At 65.8% G+C, this 22,030-nt stretch carries 23 protein-coding genes; 15 read left to right on the top strand and 8 right to left on the bottom strand.

The window, feature by feature from the left end; translation table 11 throughout:
• Positions 1-113 precede the first annotated feature (113 nt).
• The 6 genes from ACT3HL_RS09470 to ACT3HL_RS09445 all read left to right on the top strand — a co-directional run bounded on the left by ACT3HL_RS09470 (position 114) and on the right by ACT3HL_RS09445 (position 5,333).
• Positions 114-1,160 carry a thiamine pyrophosphate-dependent enzyme gene (locus ACT3HL_RS09470; protein ID WP_445086587.1) on the top strand — a complete coding sequence of 349 codons (1,047 nt, stop codon included), beginning with the start codon at positions 114-116 and terminating at the stop codon, positions 1,158-1,160.
• Positions 1,160-2,179 (top strand): pyruvate dehydrogenase complex E1 component subunit beta, encoded by a 1,020-nt coding sequence (locus ACT3HL_RS09465; RefSeq protein WP_445086586.1) that lies wholly within the window; start codon positions 1,160-1,162, stop codon positions 2,177-2,179. The genes ACT3HL_RS09470 and ACT3HL_RS09465 overlap by 1 nt, the downstream gene beginning before the upstream one ends.
• A gap of 4 nt (positions 2,180-2,183) precedes the next feature.
• Positions 2,184-2,456 (top strand): biotin/lipoyl-containing protein, encoded by a 273-nt coding sequence (locus ACT3HL_RS09460; protein WP_445086585.1) that lies wholly within the window; start codon positions 2,184-2,186, stop codon positions 2,454-2,456.
• 20 nt (positions 2,457-2,476) lie between these two features.
• Positions 2,477-3,184, top strand: a complete 708-nt coding sequence (locus tag ACT3HL_RS09455) for a 2-oxo acid dehydrogenase subunit E2 (protein ID WP_445086584.1) — start codon at positions 2,477-2,479, stop codon at positions 3,182-3,184.
• A gap of 310 nt (positions 3,185-3,494) precedes the next feature.
• Positions 3,495-3,929: a type IV pilin gene (locus ACT3HL_RS09450; RefSeq protein WP_445086583.1), complete on the top strand. Its 435-nt coding sequence runs from the start codon at positions 3,495-3,497 to the stop codon at positions 3,927-3,929.
• Between the two features lie 237 nt (positions 3,930-4,166).
• Positions 4,167-5,333 carry an MFS transporter gene (locus ACT3HL_RS09445; RefSeq protein ID WP_445086769.1) on the top strand — a complete coding sequence of 389 codons (1,167 nt, stop codon included), beginning with the start codon at positions 4,167-4,169 and terminating at the stop codon, positions 5,331-5,333.
• A gap of 41 nt (positions 5,334-5,374) precedes the next feature.
• On the opposite strand, the gene ACT3HL_RS09440 is transcribed toward ACT3HL_RS09445, so the two are convergent.
• Positions 5,375-6,016, bottom strand: coding sequence for a helix-turn-helix domain-containing protein (locus ACT3HL_RS09440; RefSeq protein ID WP_445086582.1), 642 nt, complete (start codon positions 6,014-6,016; stop codon positions 5,375-5,377).
• Between the two features lie 122 nt (positions 6,017-6,138).
• On the opposite strand from ACT3HL_RS09440, the gene ACT3HL_RS09435 reads away from it, so the two are divergent.
• Positions 6,139-7,011, top strand: a complete 873-nt coding sequence (locus tag ACT3HL_RS09435; RefSeq protein WP_445086581.1) for a halocyanin domain-containing protein — start codon at positions 6,139-6,141, stop codon at positions 7,009-7,011.
• 173 nt (positions 7,012-7,184) lie between these two features.
• Here ACT3HL_RS09435 and ACT3HL_RS09430 read toward each other — a convergent pair whose 3' ends face one another.
• The gene (locus ACT3HL_RS09430) at positions 7,185-7,553 is read right to left on the bottom strand and encodes a DUF7342 family protein (RefSeq protein WP_445086580.1); all 369 of its coding nucleotides are present in this window, start codon (positions 7,551-7,553) and stop codon (positions 7,185-7,187) included.
• A 201-nt stretch (positions 7,554-7,754) separates the two neighbouring features.
• Here ACT3HL_RS09430 and ACT3HL_RS09425 point away from each other — a divergent pair, with 201 nt between their 5' ends.
• Complete coding sequence (locus tag ACT3HL_RS09425; protein ID WP_445086579.1) at positions 7,755-8,909, top strand: multicopper oxidase domain-containing protein; 1,155 nt, start codon at positions 7,755-7,757, stop codon at positions 8,907-8,909.
• A 62-nt stretch (positions 8,910-8,971) separates the two neighbouring features.
• Here ACT3HL_RS09425 and ACT3HL_RS09420 read toward each other — a convergent pair whose 3' ends face one another.
• Positions 8,972-9,274, bottom strand: coding sequence for a HalOD1 output domain-containing protein (locus ACT3HL_RS09420; RefSeq protein WP_445086578.1), 303 nt, complete (start codon positions 9,272-9,274; stop codon positions 8,972-8,974).
• Positions 9,275-9,433: 159 nt separating this feature from the next.
• On the opposite strand from ACT3HL_RS09420, the gene ACT3HL_RS09415 reads away from it, so the two are divergent.
• The 4 genes from ACT3HL_RS09415 to ACT3HL_RS09400 all read left to right on the top strand — a co-directional run bounded on the left by ACT3HL_RS09415 (position 9,434) and on the right by ACT3HL_RS09400 (position 12,122).
• Positions 9,434-9,694, top strand: a complete 261-nt coding sequence (locus ACT3HL_RS09415; protein WP_445086577.1) for a DUF2249 domain-containing protein — start codon at positions 9,434-9,436, stop codon at positions 9,692-9,694.
• A 101-nt stretch (positions 9,695-9,795) separates the two neighbouring features.
• On the top strand, positions 9,796-10,872 hold the full coding sequence (gene nirK, locus ACT3HL_RS09410; RefSeq protein ID WP_445086576.1) for a copper-containing nitrite reductase: 1,077 nt from the start codon (positions 9,796-9,798) through the stop codon (positions 10,870-10,872).
• Between the two features lie 115 nt (positions 10,873-10,987).
• On the top strand, positions 10,988-11,689 hold the full coding sequence (locus ACT3HL_RS09405; RefSeq protein ID WP_445086575.1) for a DUF2071 domain-containing protein: 702 nt from the start codon (positions 10,988-10,990) through the stop codon (positions 11,687-11,689).
• A gap of 1 nt (position 11,690) precedes the next feature.
• Entirely contained in the window at positions 11,691-12,122 is a 432-nt protein-coding gene (locus ACT3HL_RS09400) for a DCC1-like thiol-disulfide oxidoreductase family protein (RefSeq protein WP_445086574.1), read from the top strand.
• On the opposite strand, the gene ACT3HL_RS09395 is transcribed toward ACT3HL_RS09400, so the two are convergent.
• Positions 12,119-12,421 carry a cupin domain-containing protein gene (locus ACT3HL_RS09395; protein ID WP_445086573.1) on the bottom strand — a complete coding sequence of 101 codons (303 nt, stop codon included), beginning with the start codon at positions 12,419-12,421 and terminating at the stop codon, positions 12,119-12,121. The two genes, ACT3HL_RS09400 and ACT3HL_RS09395, sit on opposite strands and share 4 nt — an antisense overlap.
• Before the next feature lie 88 nt (positions 12,422-12,509).
• Here ACT3HL_RS09395 and ACT3HL_RS09390 point away from each other — a divergent pair, with 88 nt between their 5' ends.
• A complete protein-coding gene (locus ACT3HL_RS09390; protein WP_445086572.1) occupies positions 12,510-13,928 on the top strand; it encodes a hypothetical protein in 1,419 nt (472 codons plus the stop codon).
• A gap of 175 nt (positions 13,929-14,103) precedes the next feature.
• Here ACT3HL_RS09390 and ACT3HL_RS09385 read toward each other — a convergent pair whose 3' ends face one another.
• The 4 genes from ACT3HL_RS09385 to ACT3HL_RS09370 all read right to left on the bottom strand — a co-directional run bounded on the left by ACT3HL_RS09385 (position 14,104) and on the right by ACT3HL_RS09370 (position 19,088).
• Positions 14,104-16,080 (bottom strand): TRAP transporter fused permease subunit, encoded by a 1,977-nt coding sequence (locus ACT3HL_RS09385; protein WP_445086571.1) that lies wholly within the window; start codon positions 16,078-16,080, stop codon positions 14,104-14,106.
• A gap of 27 nt (positions 16,081-16,107) precedes the next feature.
• Complete coding sequence (locus ACT3HL_RS09380; RefSeq protein ID WP_445086570.1) at positions 16,108-17,250, bottom strand: TAXI family TRAP transporter solute-binding subunit; 1,143 nt, start codon at positions 17,248-17,250, stop codon at positions 16,108-16,110.
• A gap of 100 nt (positions 17,251-17,350) precedes the next feature.
• On the bottom strand, positions 17,351-18,208 hold the full coding sequence (locus ACT3HL_RS09375) for an MBL fold metallo-hydrolase (RefSeq protein ID WP_445086569.1): 858 nt from the start codon (positions 18,206-18,208) through the stop codon (positions 17,351-17,353).
• 109 nt (positions 18,209-18,317) lie between these two features.
• Positions 18,318-19,088 carry an IclR family transcriptional regulator domain-containing protein gene (locus ACT3HL_RS09370; RefSeq protein WP_445086568.1) on the bottom strand — a complete coding sequence of 257 codons (771 nt, stop codon included), beginning with the start codon at positions 19,086-19,088 and terminating at the stop codon, positions 18,318-18,320.
• 489 nt (positions 19,089-19,577) lie between these two features.
• On the opposite strand from ACT3HL_RS09370, the gene ACT3HL_RS09365 reads away from it, so the two are divergent.
• Together ACT3HL_RS09365 and ACT3HL_RS09360 are read left to right on the top strand one after the other, a co-directional pair.
• Entirely contained in the window at positions 19,578-20,375 is a 798-nt protein-coding gene (locus ACT3HL_RS09365) for an SDR family oxidoreductase (RefSeq protein ID WP_445086567.1), read from the top strand.
• 55 nt (positions 20,376-20,430) lie between these two features.
• Positions 20,431-21,927: a potassium transporter TrkG gene (locus ACT3HL_RS09360; RefSeq protein ID WP_445086566.1), complete on the top strand. Its 1,497-nt coding sequence runs from the start codon at positions 20,431-20,433 to the stop codon at positions 21,925-21,927.
• The last annotated feature ends 103 nt before the right edge of the window (positions 21,928-22,030 follow it).

Below are 22,030 nucleotides of genomic sequence, written 5' to 3'. Positions count from 1 at the left end.
CGTGAAGGAGCTACAGACAGTTGCGACAATTCCGGTGACAACAACCGCCCAACCATACGCGAGTATCCTGTGCATCCGTAATTATAATACGTGTTAAACCGTTGATTCTCACGATGTCACTCGTTAGCGAACCCACACTAAAAGAGCTGTACGGGAATATGGTGACCGCCCGCCACTACGAAGAGCGGTTGCAAGAGGAGTACCTCGAAGGAAAACAGCCCGCCTTCGACATCTCCGCGGGGCCGATCCCCGGCGAGTTGCACCTCGCCGCGGGACACGAGGCGGCCGCGGTTGGCGTCTGTCAGCACCTCCGCGACGACGACGCGGTTACCGCGACCCACCGCCCGCACCACGTCGCGATCGCGAAGGGAGTCGACCTCAAGCGGATGACCGCGGAGATATTCGGCCGCTCGAGCGGCCTCGGAAAGGGGAAGGGCGGACACATGCACCTGTTCGATCCCGAGGTGCGGTTCGCGTGCAGCGGGATCATCGCCGAGGGCTGCCCGCCGGCCGTCGGGGCGGGCCTCGCCGCGAAGAAGCGAAACGAAGACAGCGTCGCCGTCTCGTACCTCGGCGAGGGCGCGATCGACCAGGGCGCGTTCCTCGAGTCGCTGAACTTCGCGGCGGTGTTCGACCTGCCGGTGGTGTTCGTCATCGAGGACAACGACTGGGCGATCAGTATGCCGAAAGACCGCGTGACAGACGTCGAGAACGGTGCCAAGCGCGCAGACGGCTTCGAGATGCCGGGCGTCCGCGTCGACCACGACGACGCCCTCGAGTTGTACGAGGTCGCCGGGGAGGCGATCGGCCGCGCCCGCGACCGCAACGGGCCGACGGTCATCGAGATACAGGTACATCGGCGGATGGGACACTTTATGGGCGACCCGGAGACGTATCGGCCCGAGGAAGATCAGACGGCCGCCGCCGAACGCGACTCGATCGCCCGCTTGGAAGCGGATATGCGATCGGCCGGCATCGCGGACGAGACGATCGAGGAACTGCGCGACGACGCCCACGCGCGCGTCGAGGAGGCCATCGAGTGGGCCAAAGACCAGCCGGAGCCGGAGCCGGAGGCGGCGTACGAGGACATGTTCGTGAACCCGCCGAGCGGGGTAACCGACAGCGAGCCGGACGTCGAGGTCGCCGGGGGTGACGAGTGATGTCCGAGGAGGCGGGCGCGTCCACCCGCGAGCTGACGATGAGTCGAGCGATGGTCTCGGCCATCGCACACGAGATGCGCGAGAACGACGAGGTGTTCTACATGGGCGAGGACGTCGCCGACTACGGCGGCATCTTCGATTCGACGCAGGGCCTCCGCGAGGAGTTCGGCTACGACCGCGTGATGGACGTCCCGATCAGCGAGACGGCCTACTTGGGTGCGGCGGTCGGGGCCGCCCAAGTCGGAATGCGTCCCATCGCCGAGTTGATGTTCGTGGACTTCTTCGGCGTCGCGATGGACCAGATCTACAACCAGATGGCCAAAAACACCTACATGAGCGGCGGCAACGTCCCGGTGCCGATGGTGCTCACCGCCGCGGTCGGCGGGACGTACAACGACGCCGCCCAGCACTCCCAGACGCTCTATGGGACGTTCGCCCACATTCCCGGGCTGAAGGTGGTCGTGCCGTCGACGGCGTACGAGGCGAAGGGACTGATGCACAACGCCATCCGCGACGACGACCCGGTGCTGTACATGTTCCACAAGCGGCTGATGGGCATCGGGTGGCTCCCCGCACCCGAGGGACCGAAGACGCCGGTCCCGGAGACGGACTACACGATCCCGTTCGGCAGCGCCGACGTCAAGCGCGACGGCGAGGACGTCACGATCGTCACGCTCGGCCTCCACGTCCACCGCGCGCTCGACGCCGCGGAGACGCTCGCCGGCGAGGGGATCAGCGCCGAGGTCATCGACCTGCGGTCGCTCGTCCCGCTCGACACCGAGACGATCGTCGACTCCGTGCAGAAGACGGGGAACCTCGTCGTCGTCGACGAGGATTACCGCTCATACGGTGTGACCGGCGAGATCGTCGCGAGCGTCGCAGACGAGGCGCTCGAAGCCCTCGACTCCGTCGAGCGGGTCGCGCTGCCGGACGTGCCGATCCCGTACTCGCGGCCGCTCGAAAACGAGGTCGTCCCGGACGCCGACGACATCGCCGCCGCGGTCAAACGGACACAGTGACACGATGAGCCAGCAAAACGACCGCGTCGCGGTGACAATCGAGGAGTGGCCCGACGATGTCGACAGCGACGAGGGCGTCGTCGTCAACTGGTTCGTCTCGGAGGGAACCAACGTCGACGACGGCGAGAGCCTCTGTGAGGTACAGATCGAGAAAGTCAGCCTCGACGTGTACGCACCGGCCGGCGGCACGCTCGCGGAGATCGTCTGCGAGGAGGACGACGAGTTCGCGCGCGGCGAAACCATCGCGTGGATCGCCCCGGACGAGGCCGATGCGTGACACACCCCCCACCGAGACAGATGAGTGAGAACGACCCCGCAGCGCGGACCGTCAGCGAGGAGCGATCGCTGACGCCGATGCGAAAGACGATTGCGAGCCGCTTGACAGAGAGCTATCAGCAGGCGGTCCACGTGACGATCAACCGAACGATCGACGCGGAACCGCTCCTGGCCGCCGCCGACGCGGCCGGCGAAGCCGACGGCGAGGCCGACCCCTCACTGACCGACGTGTTGCTGTGTGCGCTCTCCGACACGCTGGCGGCTCACCCGGCGTTCAACGCCACGTTCGAGGACGGGACGCACCGGCTCTTCGAGGAGCACAACGTCGGCATCGCGGTCACGGTCGAGGACGGATTGGTCACACCGGTCCTCGCGGACCTCGGCTCGAAGTCGCTCGCCGAGGTCGCTACCGAGCGCCGGCGGTTGACCGAGCGGGTCCAACGCGGGGAGTACACGATGAGTCTGTTCCGCAACGGGACGTTCACCGTCTCGAATCTCGGACCGCTCGGTGTCGACTCCTTTGACCCGATCATCAACCCCCCGGAGGTCGCGATTCTCGGCCTCGGACGGACCCGAGAACGCGCCGTCGACGCCGACGGCGACGTCGCGTTTCGGCGCCACTTGACCCTCAGTCTGAGTTTCGATCACCGCATCGTCGACGGCGCCGACGCGGCCCGGTTTCTGGACACGCTCGCCGACAACGTCGCCGCCGCGGACGCGTACGTGTGAGAGCCAGCGGTGCACCGTCGTTGAGAGGTTGACGGAGTGGTCCAAACGCTGGCACCGGCGTCTCTCTTTCCGTTGCACCGGAACAGAAATGTATGTTAGCGAATAACTCTGGTTTCATTTTCTCGTTTGATAACGGTGATGGCGAGATGGTCGAAAGATCGTCGATGTAATGAACGGGTGAATCTCCTGCCTGATGCGCAGATCCCTCTTTGTCACCCCGTTTCGAGAGTTCGAAATTCTCAACAGTGATATTTAAGTCAATAATCTTATATAATTTGCGCTCAAATCTCTAATTAGAGGCCAAAAAACGATGAACATCAAACACTTATTCACAGAAGAACGGGCGGTCAGTCCAGTTATCGGCGTCATCCTGATGGTGGCGATTACCGTCATCCTCGCGGCCGTCATCGGGACGTTCGTGCTCAATCTCGGACAGGGGATCCAGCAGACGTCGCCGCAGGCGACGTTCGATATCAACACGACCGATCTGACGAACGGGGACAACGCGACGATCACGCACGCGAGTGGGGACTCCATCGAGGCGGCGAACCTGTACGTGAGCGGTGACGTCAGCCACAGCGGTGATTCCGTGACGTCGCTCGCAGGCAGTGGGCTCGGTGACGGCACCGTGAGCGCCGGCGATAGCTTCGAGGTGGACGCCAGTGGGTCCAGCGGGACGATTCGGGTCACGTGGCAGTCGGACGACGGCAGTAGCTCCTCGACGCTCCGGACGTTCGAGTACTAAGCCGACGCCCGACCTTCGCGAATTTCTCTTCGTCTTCACAGACTCGATTCAGCGCGGTCGGCCCTCGCGAGGAGTGAGCAGCGCGCTCGCCGGTCCAAGGCGGTGATCCCGCTACCGGCTCGAGACGCATCGTATTGTATATCCCACCGGCCGTCGCACGGTGAGGCAATGACGGAACGCGGCCGACGCGCGGAGGGGTCGGACGAGCGGGCGGCCGAAAGCGATCGCCCCGCTTGGATGACCTACGGACTCGTCGGCGGCGCGAGCCTCATCTCCACGGGGCTGGCGGCCTACGAGATCGTTCCGGCGAGCGTCACGCCGGTGATCCGCGAGTCGCTCGGCATCGGGTCGACCCTCGCGGGGTTCCTCGTCGGCACGATGTTCGGGGTCGCCGTCGTCGCGAGCCTCCCCGCTGGCGCGGTCCTCGATCGGACGGACTCGCGGCGGATGATGGCGCTTGCCGTCCTCGCGCTGTTCGTGGCTGGCGTCTGGGGATGGGCCGCGGGCCGACGCGGGAGCTTCTGGTCGGTGATCGCCTCGCGGGCGGTCGGCGGCGTCGCCTACGTCGTCGTCTGGAACGCCGGCATCGACATCGTGAGTCGGGCCGCCAGCGACGCGAACCGCGCGACGGCCGTCGGCGTCTTCACGGCGAGCGGGCCGGTGGGGTTCGCGATCGGGCAGGGGACGGGCCCGCTCGTCGCCGCGCGGTACGGCTGGCCGGCGATCTTCCTCGCGTTCACCGGAGTCGCGCTCGTCGGACTGCTCGTGTTCTGGCCGACGAGCCGCGGACTCGGCGGCGCGCGCGGTGACGCACCGACACTCGGAGAGTTCGGTACGGTTCTTCGCAACCGGACCGTCTGGTTGGTCGGGACCCTCGGCTTCCTCGGCTACGCGCTGTATCTGTTCATCAACAGCTGGGGGTCGTCGTATCTCACCGAGGAGATCGGACTCTCGCTGGCGGCGAGCGGGCTGGTGGTCGCCGTCTTCCCCGCCGTCGGCGTGGTCTCGCGAGTCAGCAGCGGGCTGCTTTCGGACCGCGTCTTCGGCGGTCGACGCCAGCCCGTCCTGCTGGGCTCGTTCGTCCTCACGGCGCCGCTCGTGTTCGCGTTCACGTCGATCGGAACCGTTCCGGTTCTGATCGCCGTGTTGCTCCTCTCGGGCTTCGCGATTCAGCTCACGCTCGGACTGTCCTTCACGTACGTCCGGGAAGTCGTCGATCCCCGCGTGGCAGCGACCGGAGTCGCGTTCCAGACGAGCGTCGGACTGGCCGGCGGGTTCCTCTCACCGATCGCCGGCGGGGCCGTCGTCGACGCGGCGGGCTTCGACGTGGCGTTCCTGCTGGCCGGCGCGCTCGCGGCGTGCGGTATCGCACTCGCGTGGCGAGCGCCCGAGCCGATGACGTGAGCGAGAGGACGTGGGGCCTCAGCGCCGGCAGCGCGACGGTCTCATTCCAGCCCTCTGCCGTCGCGGGTCACGAACTCCTTGATCACCTTCCCCTCCGCGCGGTGGAGCTTCTCGCTCGTCGTCGATTTGGCGCGGCCGATCGCCTCGGCCAGCTCCGTGAGCGTGCACGTTCGCGGCGTGTCGTAGTAGCCGCGCTCGATCGCCTCCTCCAACAGCTCGTACTGCTCGTCCGTCAGCAGCGACTGGGTGTCGACCGACTGCGTGATCGACACGAGATCGAAGGGGATTCCGAACTGCTCTAAGAGCTCGCCGAGCTCCGAGAGCTTCTTCCGGGGGGCGGTCAGTTCGACCGTCACCTCGCCGTCGACGATCGTGATCGGCAGTTCTAGGGGAATTCCCGCCTCGCTGAGCGAGCGGATCAAGAGCGGTTCGGTCGTCTCGAACTGCACGAGCGCGCGCTCGGGCTGGGCTTCGAGGACCGTCACGGAGACGACCGAGTCGTAGCCGTCGATCGTCGTCACGATCGGCTCGATGTCGGCGGCCGCGATCTCGACGAGTCCGACGCCGGTCTCCTCGGCCGGCATCGCGGCGAGGACCCTGAATTCCGCCGCGGGATACTGTCTCGATAGCGCCGAGACCCACACCTGTTCGGGGAGTTCCAATGAGAGTGTCGCCCGTGGCATCGTATCGATCACGTCTCGGCGCCCCGAGACCAAAGTACCCGCGAATATGTTCGCCCCGTGGCGACGATTCAGGAACGGTCAGTCCCCGTTTTCACCCCGCCAGCCGTCTCGCCGAGTGTACGATGACTCCGACAACGCCCGCGACGACGACGCAGACGGACCCGACGGGACGAGCGGATTCCGACGCGCCAGCGACGGCAGTCGACGGCGACCCATCCGTCGGGACGGGAGAAACGAACGGCGGAACGGGCGCGACGAGCGCCGAGACAAGCACAACAGACGTCGGGAAAAACGCAACGAGTGACGCCGAGACGGGGCCGAGCCACGCCGCGGCGGCCGCCGGACTCTCCCGGCGCGCCGCGATCCGAGCGATCGGCGGCGGCGTCGCGGCTGCCGCGGCACTGGGAAGCGCGTCGGCGAGCGCGACCGCGCAGTCCGACGGGGCAGATCTGGAATCGTGGTTCGAGAACACGTCGAACTTCGACGGGGTCGTCGATCGGACCGACGGCGACGCTGTGGCCGTCGACGTCGGCGCCGACGCCAACGGCGGCGCGTTCGGGTTCGGTCCGGCCGCGGTCCGAGTCACGCCGGGAACGACGGTCACGTGGTCGTGGACGGGTGACGGCGGCTCTCACGACGTCGTCGACACCGACGGCGCCTTCCAGTCGGATCTCGTCGGGGAGGCCGGCCACACGTTCGAACACACCTTCGAGACCGAGGGAACGTACACGTACTCGTGCACGCCGCACGAGACGATGGGGATGAAGGGAGCGGTCGTCGTCGGGGAGAGCGAGCCGGGCGAGAGCGCCGACGGCGGGTCCGGTGGCGGCTCAGAGCGAGTCGCGGCCCCGTTCGGCGACGACGGCGCGCGCGAACTCGGCGGGCTCGCACTCGGGGGCGTGTTCGGTCTCGCGCTCGCCTCGCCCGGACTCTTCGGGGCGTTCCTGTGGCTGCGGGAGCGCTCGGGAGCGGACAACGAGCCCCGCAGTGAGTGAGATACCAGCGTTTGCACCTGTTCGCGCATCCCATCGCACGCAGTCGTACGATCGAATGTGCAACGGCGTGCAAACGCGGCGATAGGGACAGCGGGCGACACTGCGTATCGACCCGAACCCTCACTCGCGACGAGTCATCATCGCGGTACGTCCTCACTCGCGACGAGTCCGCCTCATTCGCGCCCGGTCTCCGAGCGGACCTCGCCCCACAACTCGGAGAGCTGCTCCGCGGCCGATCGGCTGGGCGGCGTGATACTGAGCTCGAGCCCGTCGGCGGAGTTCCGGACGACGATCTCCTCGAAGTCCAGCGAATACCGGATCGACTCGCCGCTCTCGTGCTTCCGCAACAGACCCGCCTCGACCATCTCCTCGAGCTTCTGGTACGCCGTCGACCGGGGGACATCGCAGGCCTCGGCGACCGCTGTCGCCGTCATCGGACGGTCGAGGGCCCGTATCACGTCACGGCACGGCTCTCTCGTGAGCGCGCCGAACACCGCTTCGGGGTCCGTTTCGAACGCGTCGACGAGTGGATTGGTTGACATCGGTTCGTGTGGGCTCCGTTCGGTGGCGCTGTGAGAGAATCTGATTCGGTCGACTGTAAGGCTTCGTACTCTCCGTGTCGTCTCGGTGAGGTGTATGTCCGTCTCGTAGGACCGCAATTCCCCGAACATATTCGTCCACCTCCGACCGGACTGGAACGACGGGTCCCTTATACGGGACTGCTCCTCCCAGAACCGAGTGTAATGACTGACTACGTAGGCGCACCCGGTTCGACGATGTCCCGCCGCGAGTTCCTCGCAGCCACCGGCGGTGCGGGGATTCTCGGGCTCGCGGGGTGTACGGCGCCGACGAACGACCGCACGCCGGCGTCGCTCAGAGGGGAAACCGGTACCGCCGCGGCACAGAACGCGTCGCTGCCGTCGACGAGCCCGCCGGAGGTGGTGAACGTCGACGAACAGGGCGGATCGGTGACGCTGCAGTCCGCGCCGGCGCGGCACGCGGCCCACCCGCTCGACTCGATGGGGGGACCGGTCGAACTCCCGCAGGTGTGGGCGTTCGCCGCCGACGATGGCGACCCGAGCGTTCCGGGGCCGATCCTCCGGACGACCGAGGGCGAGGATATGGAGGTGACGCTCGACAACACCGAGGGGAAGCGACCGCACACGCTGCACTTCCACGGCGTCCGCAAGGCGTGGAAGGACGACGGCGTCCCGACGACGACGGGGATCCGGGTCGATCCCGGCGAGGAACACACCTACACCATCCCGGCGAACGTCCCCGGGACACACCTGTATCACTGCCACTACCAGACGCACAGACACATCGAGATGGGGATGTACGGCATCTTCCGAGTCGATCCGAAGGGGTACGAGCCCGCCGACCGGGAGTACTTCATGACCGTCAAAGACTGGGACTCACGGCTCTCGCGGATGTCCGCCGGCGAGGACGTGAGCTACGACCCGCAGAACCGCAGGCCCGACGTGTTCACCGTCAACGGTAAGAGCGCGCCGCGGACGCTGCACCCCGAGGACGGCTCGCCGATCATCGTCAGCGAGGGTGATCGGGTGCGGCTCCACTTGGCCAACAACGGCTACATGAGCCACCCAATCCACATCCACAACCACCGGTTCGAGCGCGTCGAGAAGGACGGCGGCGCCATCCCGGAGGCCGCGCGCCACGAGATGGACATCACGAACATCGCGCCCGCCGAACGGCACACGATCGAGTTCACCGCGGACGCCGAGCCGGGAATCTACCTGCTGCACTGCCACAAGGTCAACCACGTGATGAACGGGGGCTTTTACCCCGGCGGAATGCTCGGCGGCGTCGTCTACGAGAGCGTGATGGATACGGACATCTTCAAACAGCTGATGGAGTACGCCGGCTACGAGCCGTGAGCGGGAGCGAACGCTGAAGCAGCGAGCGGTGCGACGGCCGGAGTGGTACGTTGCGGTCGAAATCAGCGTGAACGCTCGGACGAACGCCCGCCGTCGACGTCGACGGCGACGTTGACGGTTGCGCCGTCGATCCAGACGTGGTACCCGGCGACGGAGAGCGAGACGGAGTACAGGTCGCCGTTTCTGAGGAGCGAATCCAGCGCGTCGGCGTCGACGTACTCGTTCAACGGGCGGTCGAGCGCCTCCTCCCAGTTCGCGTACCGGTCCTCGAAGACGGCGATCGATTCGACGATGGCGACACTCGGCGGCGTCCGCGACCACTGGTATTGGCGCTGTACCCGTCGGCGTTCGCTGGCACTGCTCATACGCAGCCAACGGGACACCCGCTTATCACTAACCTCCGGTTAATACGGTATCCACGGCTGATCACTCGGGCGTCGCTTTCGGGCCGTCGGAGAGACGACCCCGTGAAGAGAACATATTCGGCGTCGGTTACGTACTGATTACGCCCGTCTCCACCACGTATGGACCCCGAACGGTATCTCGCGGAGCTCGGTCTCGCAGAGGACAGGGCGGTTGACTTCCTCGACGCGCGCGAACTCCCGCCGCCGGAACCGCTGCAGCGGACCATGAATCGACTTGCGGAGCTCGACGAATCGACGGTATTCATGCAGTTGAACGACCGGGTCCCGCAGTTACTGTTCCCGAAACTCGACGAACGGGACATCGCCCACAAGACGCTCGAGACGGACGACGGCGTCATCACCGCGATGTGGCGGGACTGATCGTCCGTCTGAATATGTTCGGTCGGTGTTCGCCGGCGGAGTAATCGCCGACCGCTTATACGGTGCGTGGATGCGTCCGTCCAACTGGAGGATGAAGGTAGATGCTCGCTACGACACGACGACGGACGCTTCAGGCCCTCGGTATCGGGGGCGCCGCATCGCTCGCCGGCTGCGCCGCGAGCGCGCCGACGGCTGACCAATCGACGGCGACGGACCCCCCCGAACAGGTGTCGACGCCGAAGCCGGTCGACGTCGACCGGATCGCCGCCGACCCAACCGATATCCCCGAGCCGATCGATCGCGACGCGCCCGCGGAGGTGGACGTGACGCTCCGCTCCGAGGAGGTGACCGCGGAGGTCGAATCGGGTGTCACCTTCACGTACATGACCTACGACGGCCAAGTCCCCGGCCCGTTCATCCGGGTTCGACAGGGCGATACGGTGAATCTGACCTTCGAGAACGCGGCGTCGAACTCGCTGCCGCACAACGTCGACTTCCACGCGGTCGCCGGCCCGGGCGGCGGCGCGGAGGCCACCACGACCGCCCCCGGCGAGACGGCGGAACTCCGGTTCCGAGCGACGTACCCCGGCGCGTACATCTACCACTGCGCCGTGGCGAATCTGGATATGCACATCAGCGCCGGGATGTTCGGTATCATCCTCGTCGAACCGCCCGAGGGGATGCCCGCGGTCGACGAGGAGATCTACCTCGGCCAGCACGAACTCTACACGGACCGGGCCGCCGGTGAGGACGGCCACCACGGGTTCGATATGGCGTCGATGCGGGCCGAGGACCCGACCTACGTCCTGATGAACGGCGAGAAGTACGCGTGGACGCCCGCCGGTCGAGGCCCCGCTGCGACGGTCGGCACCGACGAGACCGTGCGAGTCTTCTTCGTCGACGGCGGTCCGAACCTCGCGAGCAGCTTCCACCCGATCGGGAGCGTCTGGGAGGAACTCTACCCCGACGGATCGCTCAGCATGGACCCGCAGACGCACATTCAGACGCGCGAGGTCCCACCGGGGAGCACCGCGATCGCGACGATGAACTCCCCGGTCCCCGGCGACTTCAAACTGGTCGATCACTCCCTCTCGCGGGTCGCACGGAAGGGCTGTATGGCCGTCGTCCGAGCGGAGGGCGACGAGCGCCCCGAGATCTTCGATCCCGAGCCGGCGTGAGCCGCCTCGAACCGGCGGGGGGACTCCCCGCCTCTCGACTGCTCCGCCGCGTCCGTACCGGGGAGGCAGTTCTCCCCGGCCGAACGTTCTTCTGTCCACCGCCCCGAGAGACCGTATGGTGGTCCCCCTTGAGATGGGCTGGCGACACCTGCTTTTCGAGAGCTGGCCGGTCGATTCCGACCTGATAGACGCACACCTCCCCGAGGCGCTGTCTCCCGACGAGTACGACGGGTCGGCGTGGCTCTCGGTCGTGCCCTTCACCAACGTGTCCGTCCGTCCGAGCGGCCTTCCCGAGCGCGTCGGCGTCCGGCTGCCGGAGATCAACGTCCGAACGTACGTCGCCCGCGACGGCGTCCCGGGCGTCTACTTCTTCAGTCTGGACGCGCAGGGGCTCTCGAGCGTCGTGGGCGCGCGGCTGTTCCATCACCTCCCCTACTACTACGCGCGGATCACGCTGGAGCGGGCCGACGGTCGCGTGGCGTTCAGCAGTCGTCGACGGCACCCCGGCGCGCGCCCCGCTCACTACGAGGCCACCTACCGGCCGGCCGGTGAACCGTTCGACGCACGCTCGGACCCGCTGGCCACGTTCCTCCTCGAGCGCTACCGGTTCTACACCGAGGCCCCGGACGGATCGATCCGCTACGCCGACGTGCGCCACGACCCTTGGACGCTGTACCCGGCCGAGGCGCGCGTCGAGACCGAGACGCTGCTGCGTTCGGACGGCTTTCGACGGCCGGACTCGGAGCCGGTGACGTACTACAGCCCGGGACTCGACGTCGTCGCGTCCCGGAGCCATCGACTGAGCGGGGCTGGCTGAGATGGCCGATGACCGAGACGAGGGCGTCCGGGCACCCGACGGTCCCGTCGTGCTCTTCGACGGCGTCTGCAACCTCTGTAACGGCGCCGTCGCGTTCCTGCTCTCCCGCGACCGAACGGGTCGACTGCGCTTCGCCTCGCTGCAGTCTGCGGCCGGACGAGCGCTGCGATCCCGTCACGGCCTCCCGACCGAAGGCGTCGAAACGATCGTTCTCGTCGACGGCGAGCGGGCGTACACGAAATCCGACGCGGTGATCCGGATCGCAGAGCTGCTCGGCTGGCCGTACCGTCTCCTGTCCCTCGCCCGACCCGTTCCCCGGTCGGTCCGCGATCGGATCTACGAGTTCGTCGCCGACAACCGGTATGAGTGGTTCGGTCGAAAAGACCGGTGTATGGTCCCCGACGAGGACGTCAGCGACCGGTTCCTTTCCTAGCGCTCCGCCCGCTGTGCCAACACGAGAAGCACCGTGCTCGCCTTCCTCGCGACGGGCGAAATCTCCCGCTCGCCGTCGAATCTGACGACGTCACCGGCCGCGAGAGCGTGCGGCTCGCCGTCGAGTTCGAGGTCGAGCGCGCCGGAAATGAGGTACAGCACGATATCGCGTCCGGGGTGCGTGTGCGGGTCGACGCGCTCGTCGGCCTCGAGCGTCAACCGGACGGTCTTCGGCTCCGACTCGGGGAACACGTTCGCGTGGGGGGCGCCATCCAGCGACGGAAGGTGCTCGCGTTGCATCGTCGGAGAGACGAGAGCGGCTGGAGTAACCCTGACTGCGAACATATTCGGGCCTACACGGAGGGTGCTCCCGGCGTAATCGACCTGTATGAGCGCGATACCGACCGACATCGACACGGAGACACAACCCCCGATGGCGATCCCGCTTCGGCACTTCGTCGTCGGGCTCGGCTTTCTCATCGCTGGTGCCGTCCTCGGCGTGCTCTCGCCGCTGGGGGTGCTCCCCGGCCAGTCGGACCTCGCACACGTCCACCTCCTCCTCGTCGGCTGGGTGTGCGTCACCATTATGGGCGCGATGACACAGTTCGTGCCCGTCTGGTCGGGCACGACGCTCCACTCGCGTCGGCTCGCGAGCGCGCAGCTATGGGCGGTGGGGGCCGGACTCGTTGGACTCGTCGGCTGCTTTCTCGGCGGACGGTACGCGTTGCTGCCGGCTTTCGGGGCGGTTTTGCTCGTCGGTTTCTGGCTCTTCGCGTACAACGCGGGACGGACGCTCCTCGGCGTCCGCCCGTGGGACGTGACCGAGCGTCACTTCGCGCTCGCGCTCGGCTTCTTTCTCCTCGTGACGCTGTTCGGGCTCGTCCTCGCGGTGGGATACACGCGGCCGGTCCTCGCCGCCGTCCCGGCAGAGATCAGCCGGAGCGCGCTCCGGGGATCGCACGCGACCCTCGCGGTGTTCGGAGCGGTGCTGACGACGGTGTTCGGCGCCCTCTACCAGCTCGGAACGATGTTCACTCAATCGGAGCTCCACGGAGTCGACCACGCGCTGCGGCGCGTCGAGGAGGTCGGCTACCCGGCCGGTGTCCTCGTTCTCGCCCTCGGGAGGTTATTCGAGAGCGCGGCGGTCGCCCGCGCCGGCGGCCTCCTGACAGCGCTCTGCGTCGCCGCGGTGGGACTCATTCTCGCCCGCCGACTCGTCGAAACCGCGGTCCCGTGGAACCCCATGCTCCGCCGTTACGCCGTCGGGGCGGCGGCGATGCTCGCGTGGTCGCTCTTGACAGTCCCCGCGTGGATCGCGGACCCGCTCGCCTCGACGGCGACGTTCGGCGCGCCGGCCGCCGTCCACCTCCTGCTCGTCGGCGTCGTCGGCTTCGTCGTCGCCGGGACGCTGTATCACGTCGTCCCGTTCATCGTTTGGGTCCACCGCTACAGCGACCGGTTAGGGCTAGAGGCGGTGCCGATGATCGACGACCTCTATGACGACCGACTGGCGCGGATCGACCTCGCGGCGCTCTCGGTCGGCGGGGTGCTGCTCGTTCTCGCGGAGGCGCTCCCGGCGGCGGACGGCGCCGGCGGTGCAGTGGGCGGGTACGGAGCGACGGCGTTCCTCGTGGGCGGTCTGCTCACCGCGGTCGGGTTCGCCGTGTTCGCGCTCAATCTCGGTGTGACGATCCGCCGACACGGCCCGGAGTCACCGGGGGACGAGACGGCTTCGGACGCTGCCGCCCGTCCGGGCCACGCCGACGAGACGGCCGCCACGGACCGATCGACCCGGCCGCAAGAGTGAGTCTACTATAACAAAATAATACCGTTTCCAAATACAAATTATAAGATATATTTATAAAAATGAATGGTGGTTTGTAAATCACTGAGATACAGCGCTAAGTCATCAAATAGAGTCTATTTGTATTCACTTATCATATTCCAATGTTATATTTAAGATATAATTCAATAATACATTGTCACGTGATATCTAGCTTCTCTCTGCCGAAGATCGACGCACGCGAGGAGTACACGAGCATCCCGACGAACAGGGTTGCGGCGGCGATCCGAACGGGAGTGACTGCGACGAATCCGATGACGACGAACAGCGCGAGTGAGAGGCCACGCGCCGGGAGCGAGATGTCTTCGGATCCGCTGAACCCGGTGAGGCCGACGACGAGCGCGAGCACCGCGACGACGAGGAACGCCGCCGTCGGGAGCGTCGTCGCGAGGTCCCACTGGAGGAGTTGGGGATTCAACACGAACATGAACGGAATCACGTACGTCGGTGCGCCGAGGATCAGCGCCTCCTTGGCGGTCTCGACGAAGTCCGTCTTCGAGATGCTCATCGCGACGGTGACGGCGAGGGCGACCGGCGGCGTCAGCGCAGAGAGGAGCGCGAAGTAGAAGATGTAGAAGTGCGCCGCCATCTCCGTCACTCCAGCCTGCACCAGAACGGGCGCGAGGATGGTCGCCACGAGGATGTACGCCGCGGGCGTCGGCATCCCTAATCCCAGCAGGAGGCTCACGACCATCGCGATGGCCAGGATGAGGACGAAGCTCCCCCCGGCGAGATCGACCATCTCGAAGGCGATCCGCTGTGCCAGCCCCGTCACGCTGAAGATGTTGATGACGATGCCCAGCGAGGCCAAGATCGCGAGGAAGGGCGCGAGGTTCTCGCCGCCGGCGCGGAGGCCGGACACGGTCTCTTGGGCGAACGCCCGCACCTCACCGGTGAGTACCTGGTACGCACCGCGCGCGACCACGGCGGAGGCGATGGTGTACAGACCGGCCGCGAGCGGCCCGAACTGTTCGATGATCAGCACGTAGATCAACACGAGGACCGGAACGACGTACTGCAGCCCTCGGAGGAGGAACGCCCACCCCGACTGCTCGGAGACGTCGACGTCGAGGCGGTCGGCCATCGGACTGTCCGCGTCGACGTCGGATTCGCCCTCGGCGTCGTACCAGCCGTTCCCGACGACGGTGAAGTGGACGCCGATCGCGGTCCCGACGTAGAACAGCAGCGCCGGGATCACGCCGGCGATAGCGATCTCGGCGAACGGGACGCCGAGGATGTCCGCCATCAGGAACGCCGCGGTCCCCATGATCGGCGGGAGGATCTGGCCGCCGGTACTCGCGACCGACTCCGTCGCGGCGGCGAACCGGGCGGGAACGCCGTGCTCTTTCATCAGCGGGATGGTGAACGATCCGGTCGTCGCGACGTTCGACGCCGCAGAGCCCATCATCGTCCCCATGAACATACTGGTGACGACCGCGGCCTGCGCGACGCCGCTCCGCGAGTAGCGCTTGATGTAATTTCCGACCTCGACGAGGTAGTCGAACCCGCCGTACCCCTCGATGAGGCCCGCGAAGACGATGAAGATAGCGATCCACGTCGCGCCCACCTGGAGCAGGAAGCCGTAGATGCCGTTGAGCGAGATCGTCTGCCGGCGGACGATCTCTTCGAGGCCCAGCCCTCCGTGCTGGAGGACGCCCGGGAAGTGCGATCCGAGCAGCCCGTACAGGAGCGTTCCGACGACCACGAGCCCGAGCACCGTCCCGTACTTCCTGAACGTCGCGTCGGTCACGACGTAGACGAGCGTCCCGCCGACGAGGAGGTCCATCTCGGAGTAGACGAGGAGCCGTCCCTGTTCGAGCCACCGCGTGTACGACACGTGCACGTACGCTGTCGCCGCGAGCATCACGACGCCCAAGAGGACACACAGCGCCACATTCAGCCGGGACCACACGGAACTCCCGCGCCGGTCGAGCAGTTCGCTCGCGTGCATGAAATAGTACGCTGCGAGCCCGACACCGAGCACGACGTTCGCGTGCTGGCGCTGCGGCAGTACCGAATCGTACGCGTAGAGGATCACCCACAGGGCCAGCACGATCGCGAGGACTCCGGAGACCGGGGTGAGTATCCGATCGGAGATCGTTTCGTTGTCTATCATGTCTGGTAGGGTCTGCGTGGTCTTCGCTTAGAGCGATCCCGCGGTGTACTCGTCGCTCCACACGTCGATCTCCTCGAGGAACTCGACCGCTCCCGGGTGTACGGGGACTTCCGTCGTCATGTTTCGAGTGAACCACGACTCGTCAGCCCAGACCTCGTAGGCTGCGTGTGTCTCGCCGAGGGCGTCGGTGTTCTCCCACGCCGTTTTGAGAAGCGTGTACACCGCGTCGGCGGGGACCGCATCAGAGGTCCAAAGCACGTAGTTCGCCGACACCATCGGTGTCGTATCGCCGTCGGCGGCGAACTCGTCGACGTTATCCAGCCGCGATTTCTCGACGTCGTCGACGGGCGTCATCGGGTCGTCTTCGATCGCTTGCAGCGTCGAGTCCTGATACGAGAGCATCCGGACGTCGTTCTGTGAGAGCGTCTGCTGCATAAACCCGGGCGTGACGTAGTTCGACAGCGTGGGACCGCCGACCGCGGCGACGCGGCCCGCCGAGAGGAGGTCAGAGAGCTGATTGACGCCTGAGTTCTCGATCTCCAGTGCGTCCATACTCATCCCTTTCTGTAGGGCCAACTCCCACACGTCCCAGTAGGAGGCGCCCGATGGTCCCGGGGCGAACGACGCCCCCTCGAGGTCGCCGAAGTGCTCCACGTCGGAGTCGACCCCGACGAATCCGCCGAGTAAGATGAAATAAAAGGAGGGAAGCTGCAACAGCGTCTGTGACTTCTCGACCTGACTGAACGTCCCCTCGTTGTTCTTCGCGCGGGTCCCGACGAGCGTCGTGCCGAACCCGAGATCGGACGCGCCGGTCACGACCGAGGCGACCGACTGTCCGCTCGTTCCGGACGCGATGTTGATCGTGAGATCGGAGTTGTCCTGGATGACCGACGTCATCGCGTTCCCCATCCCGAACGCGAGCGAGTTCGAGGGCCCCGACGTGAACGATAGCTCTGCACCGCCGCTACCTGACGAGCCCGCCGATCCGGTCGAGCCGCCGGCGGTCGTATCGCTGTCCCCGTCGCCGCCGGTTTCCGAGCCTCCGCTGTCTCCCCCGAGACACCCTGCCGCAGCCCCGATCGCGCCGAGGGCCGCGGTTCCGAGGAACTGTCGCCGGGTCGAGTTCGAGTACCGACTCTCTGTCACGCTGCTATTGCGGTCACTTGGCATAGCTTGCTCAAGCAATTCGTCTTACCTTATTTATTACTTTTGTTCAGGGACGATAGTGTGTGTCCAGTGGCCCCGTTCCTCTCGAACCACTGCCGAGTCGTCACCCGGAGTACGGGACCTCGATCGAGAGGCCGTCCTCGGCGACGAGCACCCTCCCGTCGAACGCCGCCTGTGCGTGTTGTTTCACTCGTTCGACGTCGAGATAGGGCGTCAGATGCGTCAGTACGAGGGTGTCAGCGTTCGCGTCCGTCGCGATCTCCCCGCACTGCTCCGGCGTGCAGTGGACCTCGCCCAGTCGATCGAGATACCCCTCGTCGGGGTCGAAGAACTGCTCCCACGTGGGTTTGTCTTCGGGGGGCTCTGTCAGCATCGGGCCGAGACAGCAGTCGTGCAACAGGACGTCTGCGCCCGCGGCGAACTCCGGCAGACCGTCGACCGGCGCGGTGTCGCCCGTGAACACGAACGAATCGCCGGTGTGCACGTCGTCGAGGCGGTAACCGTACGTCTCGATCGAGTGATCGACCGGCAACGCCGAGACGCGGCAGTCGCCGAGGCGGACGGAGAACTCCTCGTCGACGGTGACGGTCTCGATCTCCGTGACGCCGTCCGTCGAGCGACCCAGCGATTCCCGATACTCGAAATCCGTCTCGTAGACCTGATACATGGCGTCGACCAAGTCCGAAGTCCCCTCGGGACCGTACACCGTGAGCGTCTCTCGGCCGAGGACCCAACTGGAGATCGCAAAGTGGAAGAACGACGCGTTGTGGTCCATGTGTTGGTGGGTGAACAACACCGTGGTGATCTCCTTGGGGTTGATGCCCTCCTCGAGGAGGCCCTCCACGGCGTTCGGTCCGCAATCGATCAGCACGAGTTCGTCGCCGGTCTCGACGACGAGCGACGTGCCACTCCGCGTCGGGTCGGGGATAGGGCTCCCCGATCCCAGTATCGTCACATCCATATCTGCCGGTTCACCTCACCATATATAATGGTTTTGGACCATCCGAGTGCGGTCGGTCGGTAGCGGTACGTTCGAACGGTTCGAACCACGAGCTGTCGGCGGCTCGCAGTCACAGCGGCGAGGAAAGCTGCAGTTCGATCTCGTTTCTCGCGCCGGTGACCGACTGCGGGAGCTCCTCGGTGAGGCGGTCGCCGCGGAACCGGTGTGCGGGCCCGGAGATACCGATCGACCCCACCGGCGACCCATCCAGCAGGACCGGGGACGCGATCGCGTTCCCGCCGTCGAGGTGTTCGCCTCTATTGAGTGCGAAACCCCGTTCGCGAGTCCGTTCGAGCGCTTCGAACAGTTCGCTTCGAGACGTGATGGTCCGGTCAGTGTAGGCGGGGAGGCCGTTCTTCGCGAGGATCCCCCGCACCGCCTCGACCGGGAGGTGTGCCAGAATCGCTTTGCCGGCCGCGATCGCGTGTGGAAGTCGTCGCGCGCCGAGGTCCCCGTAAGCTTGGATCGCGTTCTCCCCGCGCGCGTTACAAATGAAATAGACGAACCCGTCCTCCAGCGTCGCGACCCACGCGGCCTCTCCCGTTTCCCTCGCAACGTCGTCGATAACCGGTTGGGCGACTCGGATCAGCGGCGATTGGTTTCGAACGGACATCCCCGTCGTCAGAAACCGCAGGCTGAGCCGGTACTTCCCGTCCTCTTTGATGACGTAGCCCAGCCGCTGGAGCGCGCCGAGGTGGTTGTGGACGGTGCTTGCCGCCAGTCCGACGCTGTCGGCGAGCTCGGTCACCGTCGTCTCGCCCTGCTCTTCGATAGATTCGATCACTTCGAACGCCGTCTGCGTCGTTTTTGACCACTGTTTGGGGAGCCCGGTTTCGTCCATAGGAGTTCTGTGGGTCGCTCGTACATAAAATCAATCCGGTTCCGCACCCGACTGGTTCCGCTCCAAATAACAGAGGTACGGTTGTTATTATTTCCCGATACGGTCCGCCTCACTCACGTCTCGGTTCCCGCAGCCAGTACGATACCGACTTCGAGACGACGCCAACACTGTCAGCTCTCGTCAGCGGATAGCTCTGCCACCGCATTGATTCGACTGTTTCGAATTTACGGAACTACTGTATTTATACTATATATAACAAAATTATATAATTTATACTACTATATCTTTTAAACCCAAAATGACGTATTCAATCGGGATTTATTCACGAATACAGCGATAGTAAAAAGCAAATTAAATTTTATATTTAATAAAGAATATCACAGATGAAGTGCGTTCCTTCGATCTCGGATGCGTGCGGATACGCCGCATCCGGGCCCGACCGAATCGGGGCTATCAACGCTTTTGTCTCCGCCCCACGACCGACGCCGTATGGATCTGGGACTCGCCGGCGACGCGGCACTGGTGACGGCATCGAGCAGCGGGCTCGGAAAGGCCTCCGCCCGGGCGCTCGCCGCCGAGGGGGCGAACGTGGTCCTGAACGGACGCGACGAGGACCGACTCGCGGCGGCCGTCGCGGACGTTCGCGCGGACGTGGCCGCTGACGCGACCGTCGTCGGACACGCGGCCGACCTGACAGATCCGGACGCGATCGAATCCCTCGTCCGGCGGCCGGTCGAGGAGTTCGGCGGTCTCGATCATCTCGTCACCTCCGCCGGGGGACCTCCCGCGAAGCCGTTTCTCGAAACGACCGACGAGGAGTGGTACGAGGCGTTCGACCTCCTCGTGATGAGCGTGGTCCGGGCGGTTCGAGCGGCCGAACCGCACCTCCGCGCCGACGGCGGCGGGACCATCGTGACGATCACCTCGCGGAGCGTCAAGGAGGCGTTAGACGACCTCGTTCTCTCGAACGCGGTGCGGATGGGCGTGATCGGCCTCGAGAAGACGCTCTCGAAGGAGCTCGCACCGGAGGTCCGCGCCAACGCCGTGCTCCCGGGGACGCACGAGACGCCGCGGGTCGCTGCGGTCGTCGAGGACGGCGTCGAACGCGGCAAGTACGACTCATACGAGGACGGCCTCGACGAGTTGGCCGGGGGGATTCCCGCCGGCCGTCTCGGCGATCCGATGGAACTGGGGCGGACCGTCGCCTACCTCTCCTCGCCCAAATCGGACTACATCTCCGGGGCCGCCCTCTCCATCGACGGCGGCGAGGGCGCGTCTAATCTATGACTCGAGGCAGTCCCGCTGTGAGCGGTATCGAACACACTGACGGCGGGGTCGAACCGTGACTGCACTCGTCGACTGGCGTGTGAGCGTCGGGCTCGTCGGCACGATCCTCAAGTGGCTGTGGATCCCGCTCGTGCTTCCGCTGGCCCTCGCGATCTACGACGGAACCGCGGTGATTCCGTTTCTGGTCCCGATGCTCGGCAGCGCAGTCCTCGGTGCGGCCCTCGAACGCCTCCCCGACAGCCGGGAGCTGCAGGCTCGCGAGGCGTTTCTGATGGTGGCCTGCACGTGGCTGGGAATCGCACTCGTCGGGGCGGTCCCGTTTGTCCTCGCCGGAACGGGGACGATCGCCGAGCCGGTAAACGCGCTCTTCGAGAGTATGAGCGGCATTACGACGACCGGCGCGACCGTCGTCGTCGACTTCGAGCGACACTCGCGGGCGATCCACCTGTGGCGCTCGACGCTGCAGTGGCTGGGCGGCCTCGGTATCCTCGTGCTGGCGACGGCCGTGCTGTCTCAGCTCTCGGTCGGGGGCGCGAAGCTGATGGAGACCGAGACGCAGACGCGGGACGTCAACAAGCTCACGCCGCGGATCACGGAGACAGCGGCGCTGTTGTGGAAGCTCTACATCGGGCTGACCGGCGCGATGATCGCGGTTCTCGTCACGCTCGGACTCGTCGGCCTCGCGCCGGAGATGACGCCGTACGATGCGGTCGCCCACGCCTTCACCGCGGTCTCGACGAGCGGGTTCTCGCCCCGCGGCGACAGCATCGCGGCCTTCTCGCCGGCGGTGCAGTGGGCCGTCATCCCGTTTATGGCGCTCGGCGCGACGAGCTTCGTCCTCCTGTACTTCGTGCTGCAGGGCGACTTCGACCGGTTGCGCGAGAGCGACGAATTCCGGTTCTACGTCGGGACACTCGGCGTCTTCAGCGCTGCCGTGGCCGCGGTGCTTCTCACGAGCGCGTCGCCGACGTTCACCGCGGAGGAGACGGTCCGCCACTCGGTCTTTCAGGTGGTCTCGATCGTCACGACGACGGGCTATGCGAGCGTCGACTTCGACCTCTGGTCGCCGGCGGCCAAGCACCTCCTCTTCGTGTCGATGTTCATCGGCGGGATGGCCGGCAGCACCACCTGTTCGATCAAGGCCTTCCGGTGGCTCGTCGTGATCAAGGCGTTCCGACGCGACCTCTTCGTCGCGACGACGCCGAGCGCGGTCCGCCCGGTCAGGCTGAGCGGCCGCGTCGTCGACGAGGAGACGGTGCGGGACATCTACGCGTACACGCTGGTGAGCCTCGTATTCTTCATTCTCGGGACCGTCTTCGTCGTCATCGACGCCTCGCGGGCCTCGGTCACCGTCACCGAGTTCGAGGCGATGAGCGCCGTCTCGGCGACGTTCTTCAACGTCGGACCCGCCTTCGGGATCGCCGGCCCGCTCGCGAGCTACGAGTCGTTCCCCGCGTCGACGAAAGTCGTGATGGCGCTCCTGATGTGGATCGGCCGCATCGAGATCATTCCCGTGCTCGTGCTGTTGTTGCCGTCGTACTGGCGGTCGTAGTCGCCGCCCCTGCGACCGTCGCTCGATTCGCGCGTCGAAATCGGAAATCACGTTACTGTCCGGTCCCGAGCACGCGACGTGACCACCTCGACGGCCGAGACGA

Source organism: Halobellus sp. GM3, from assembly GCF_052545375.1.
This window is presented reverse-complemented; position numbering and strand designations above follow the sequence as displayed.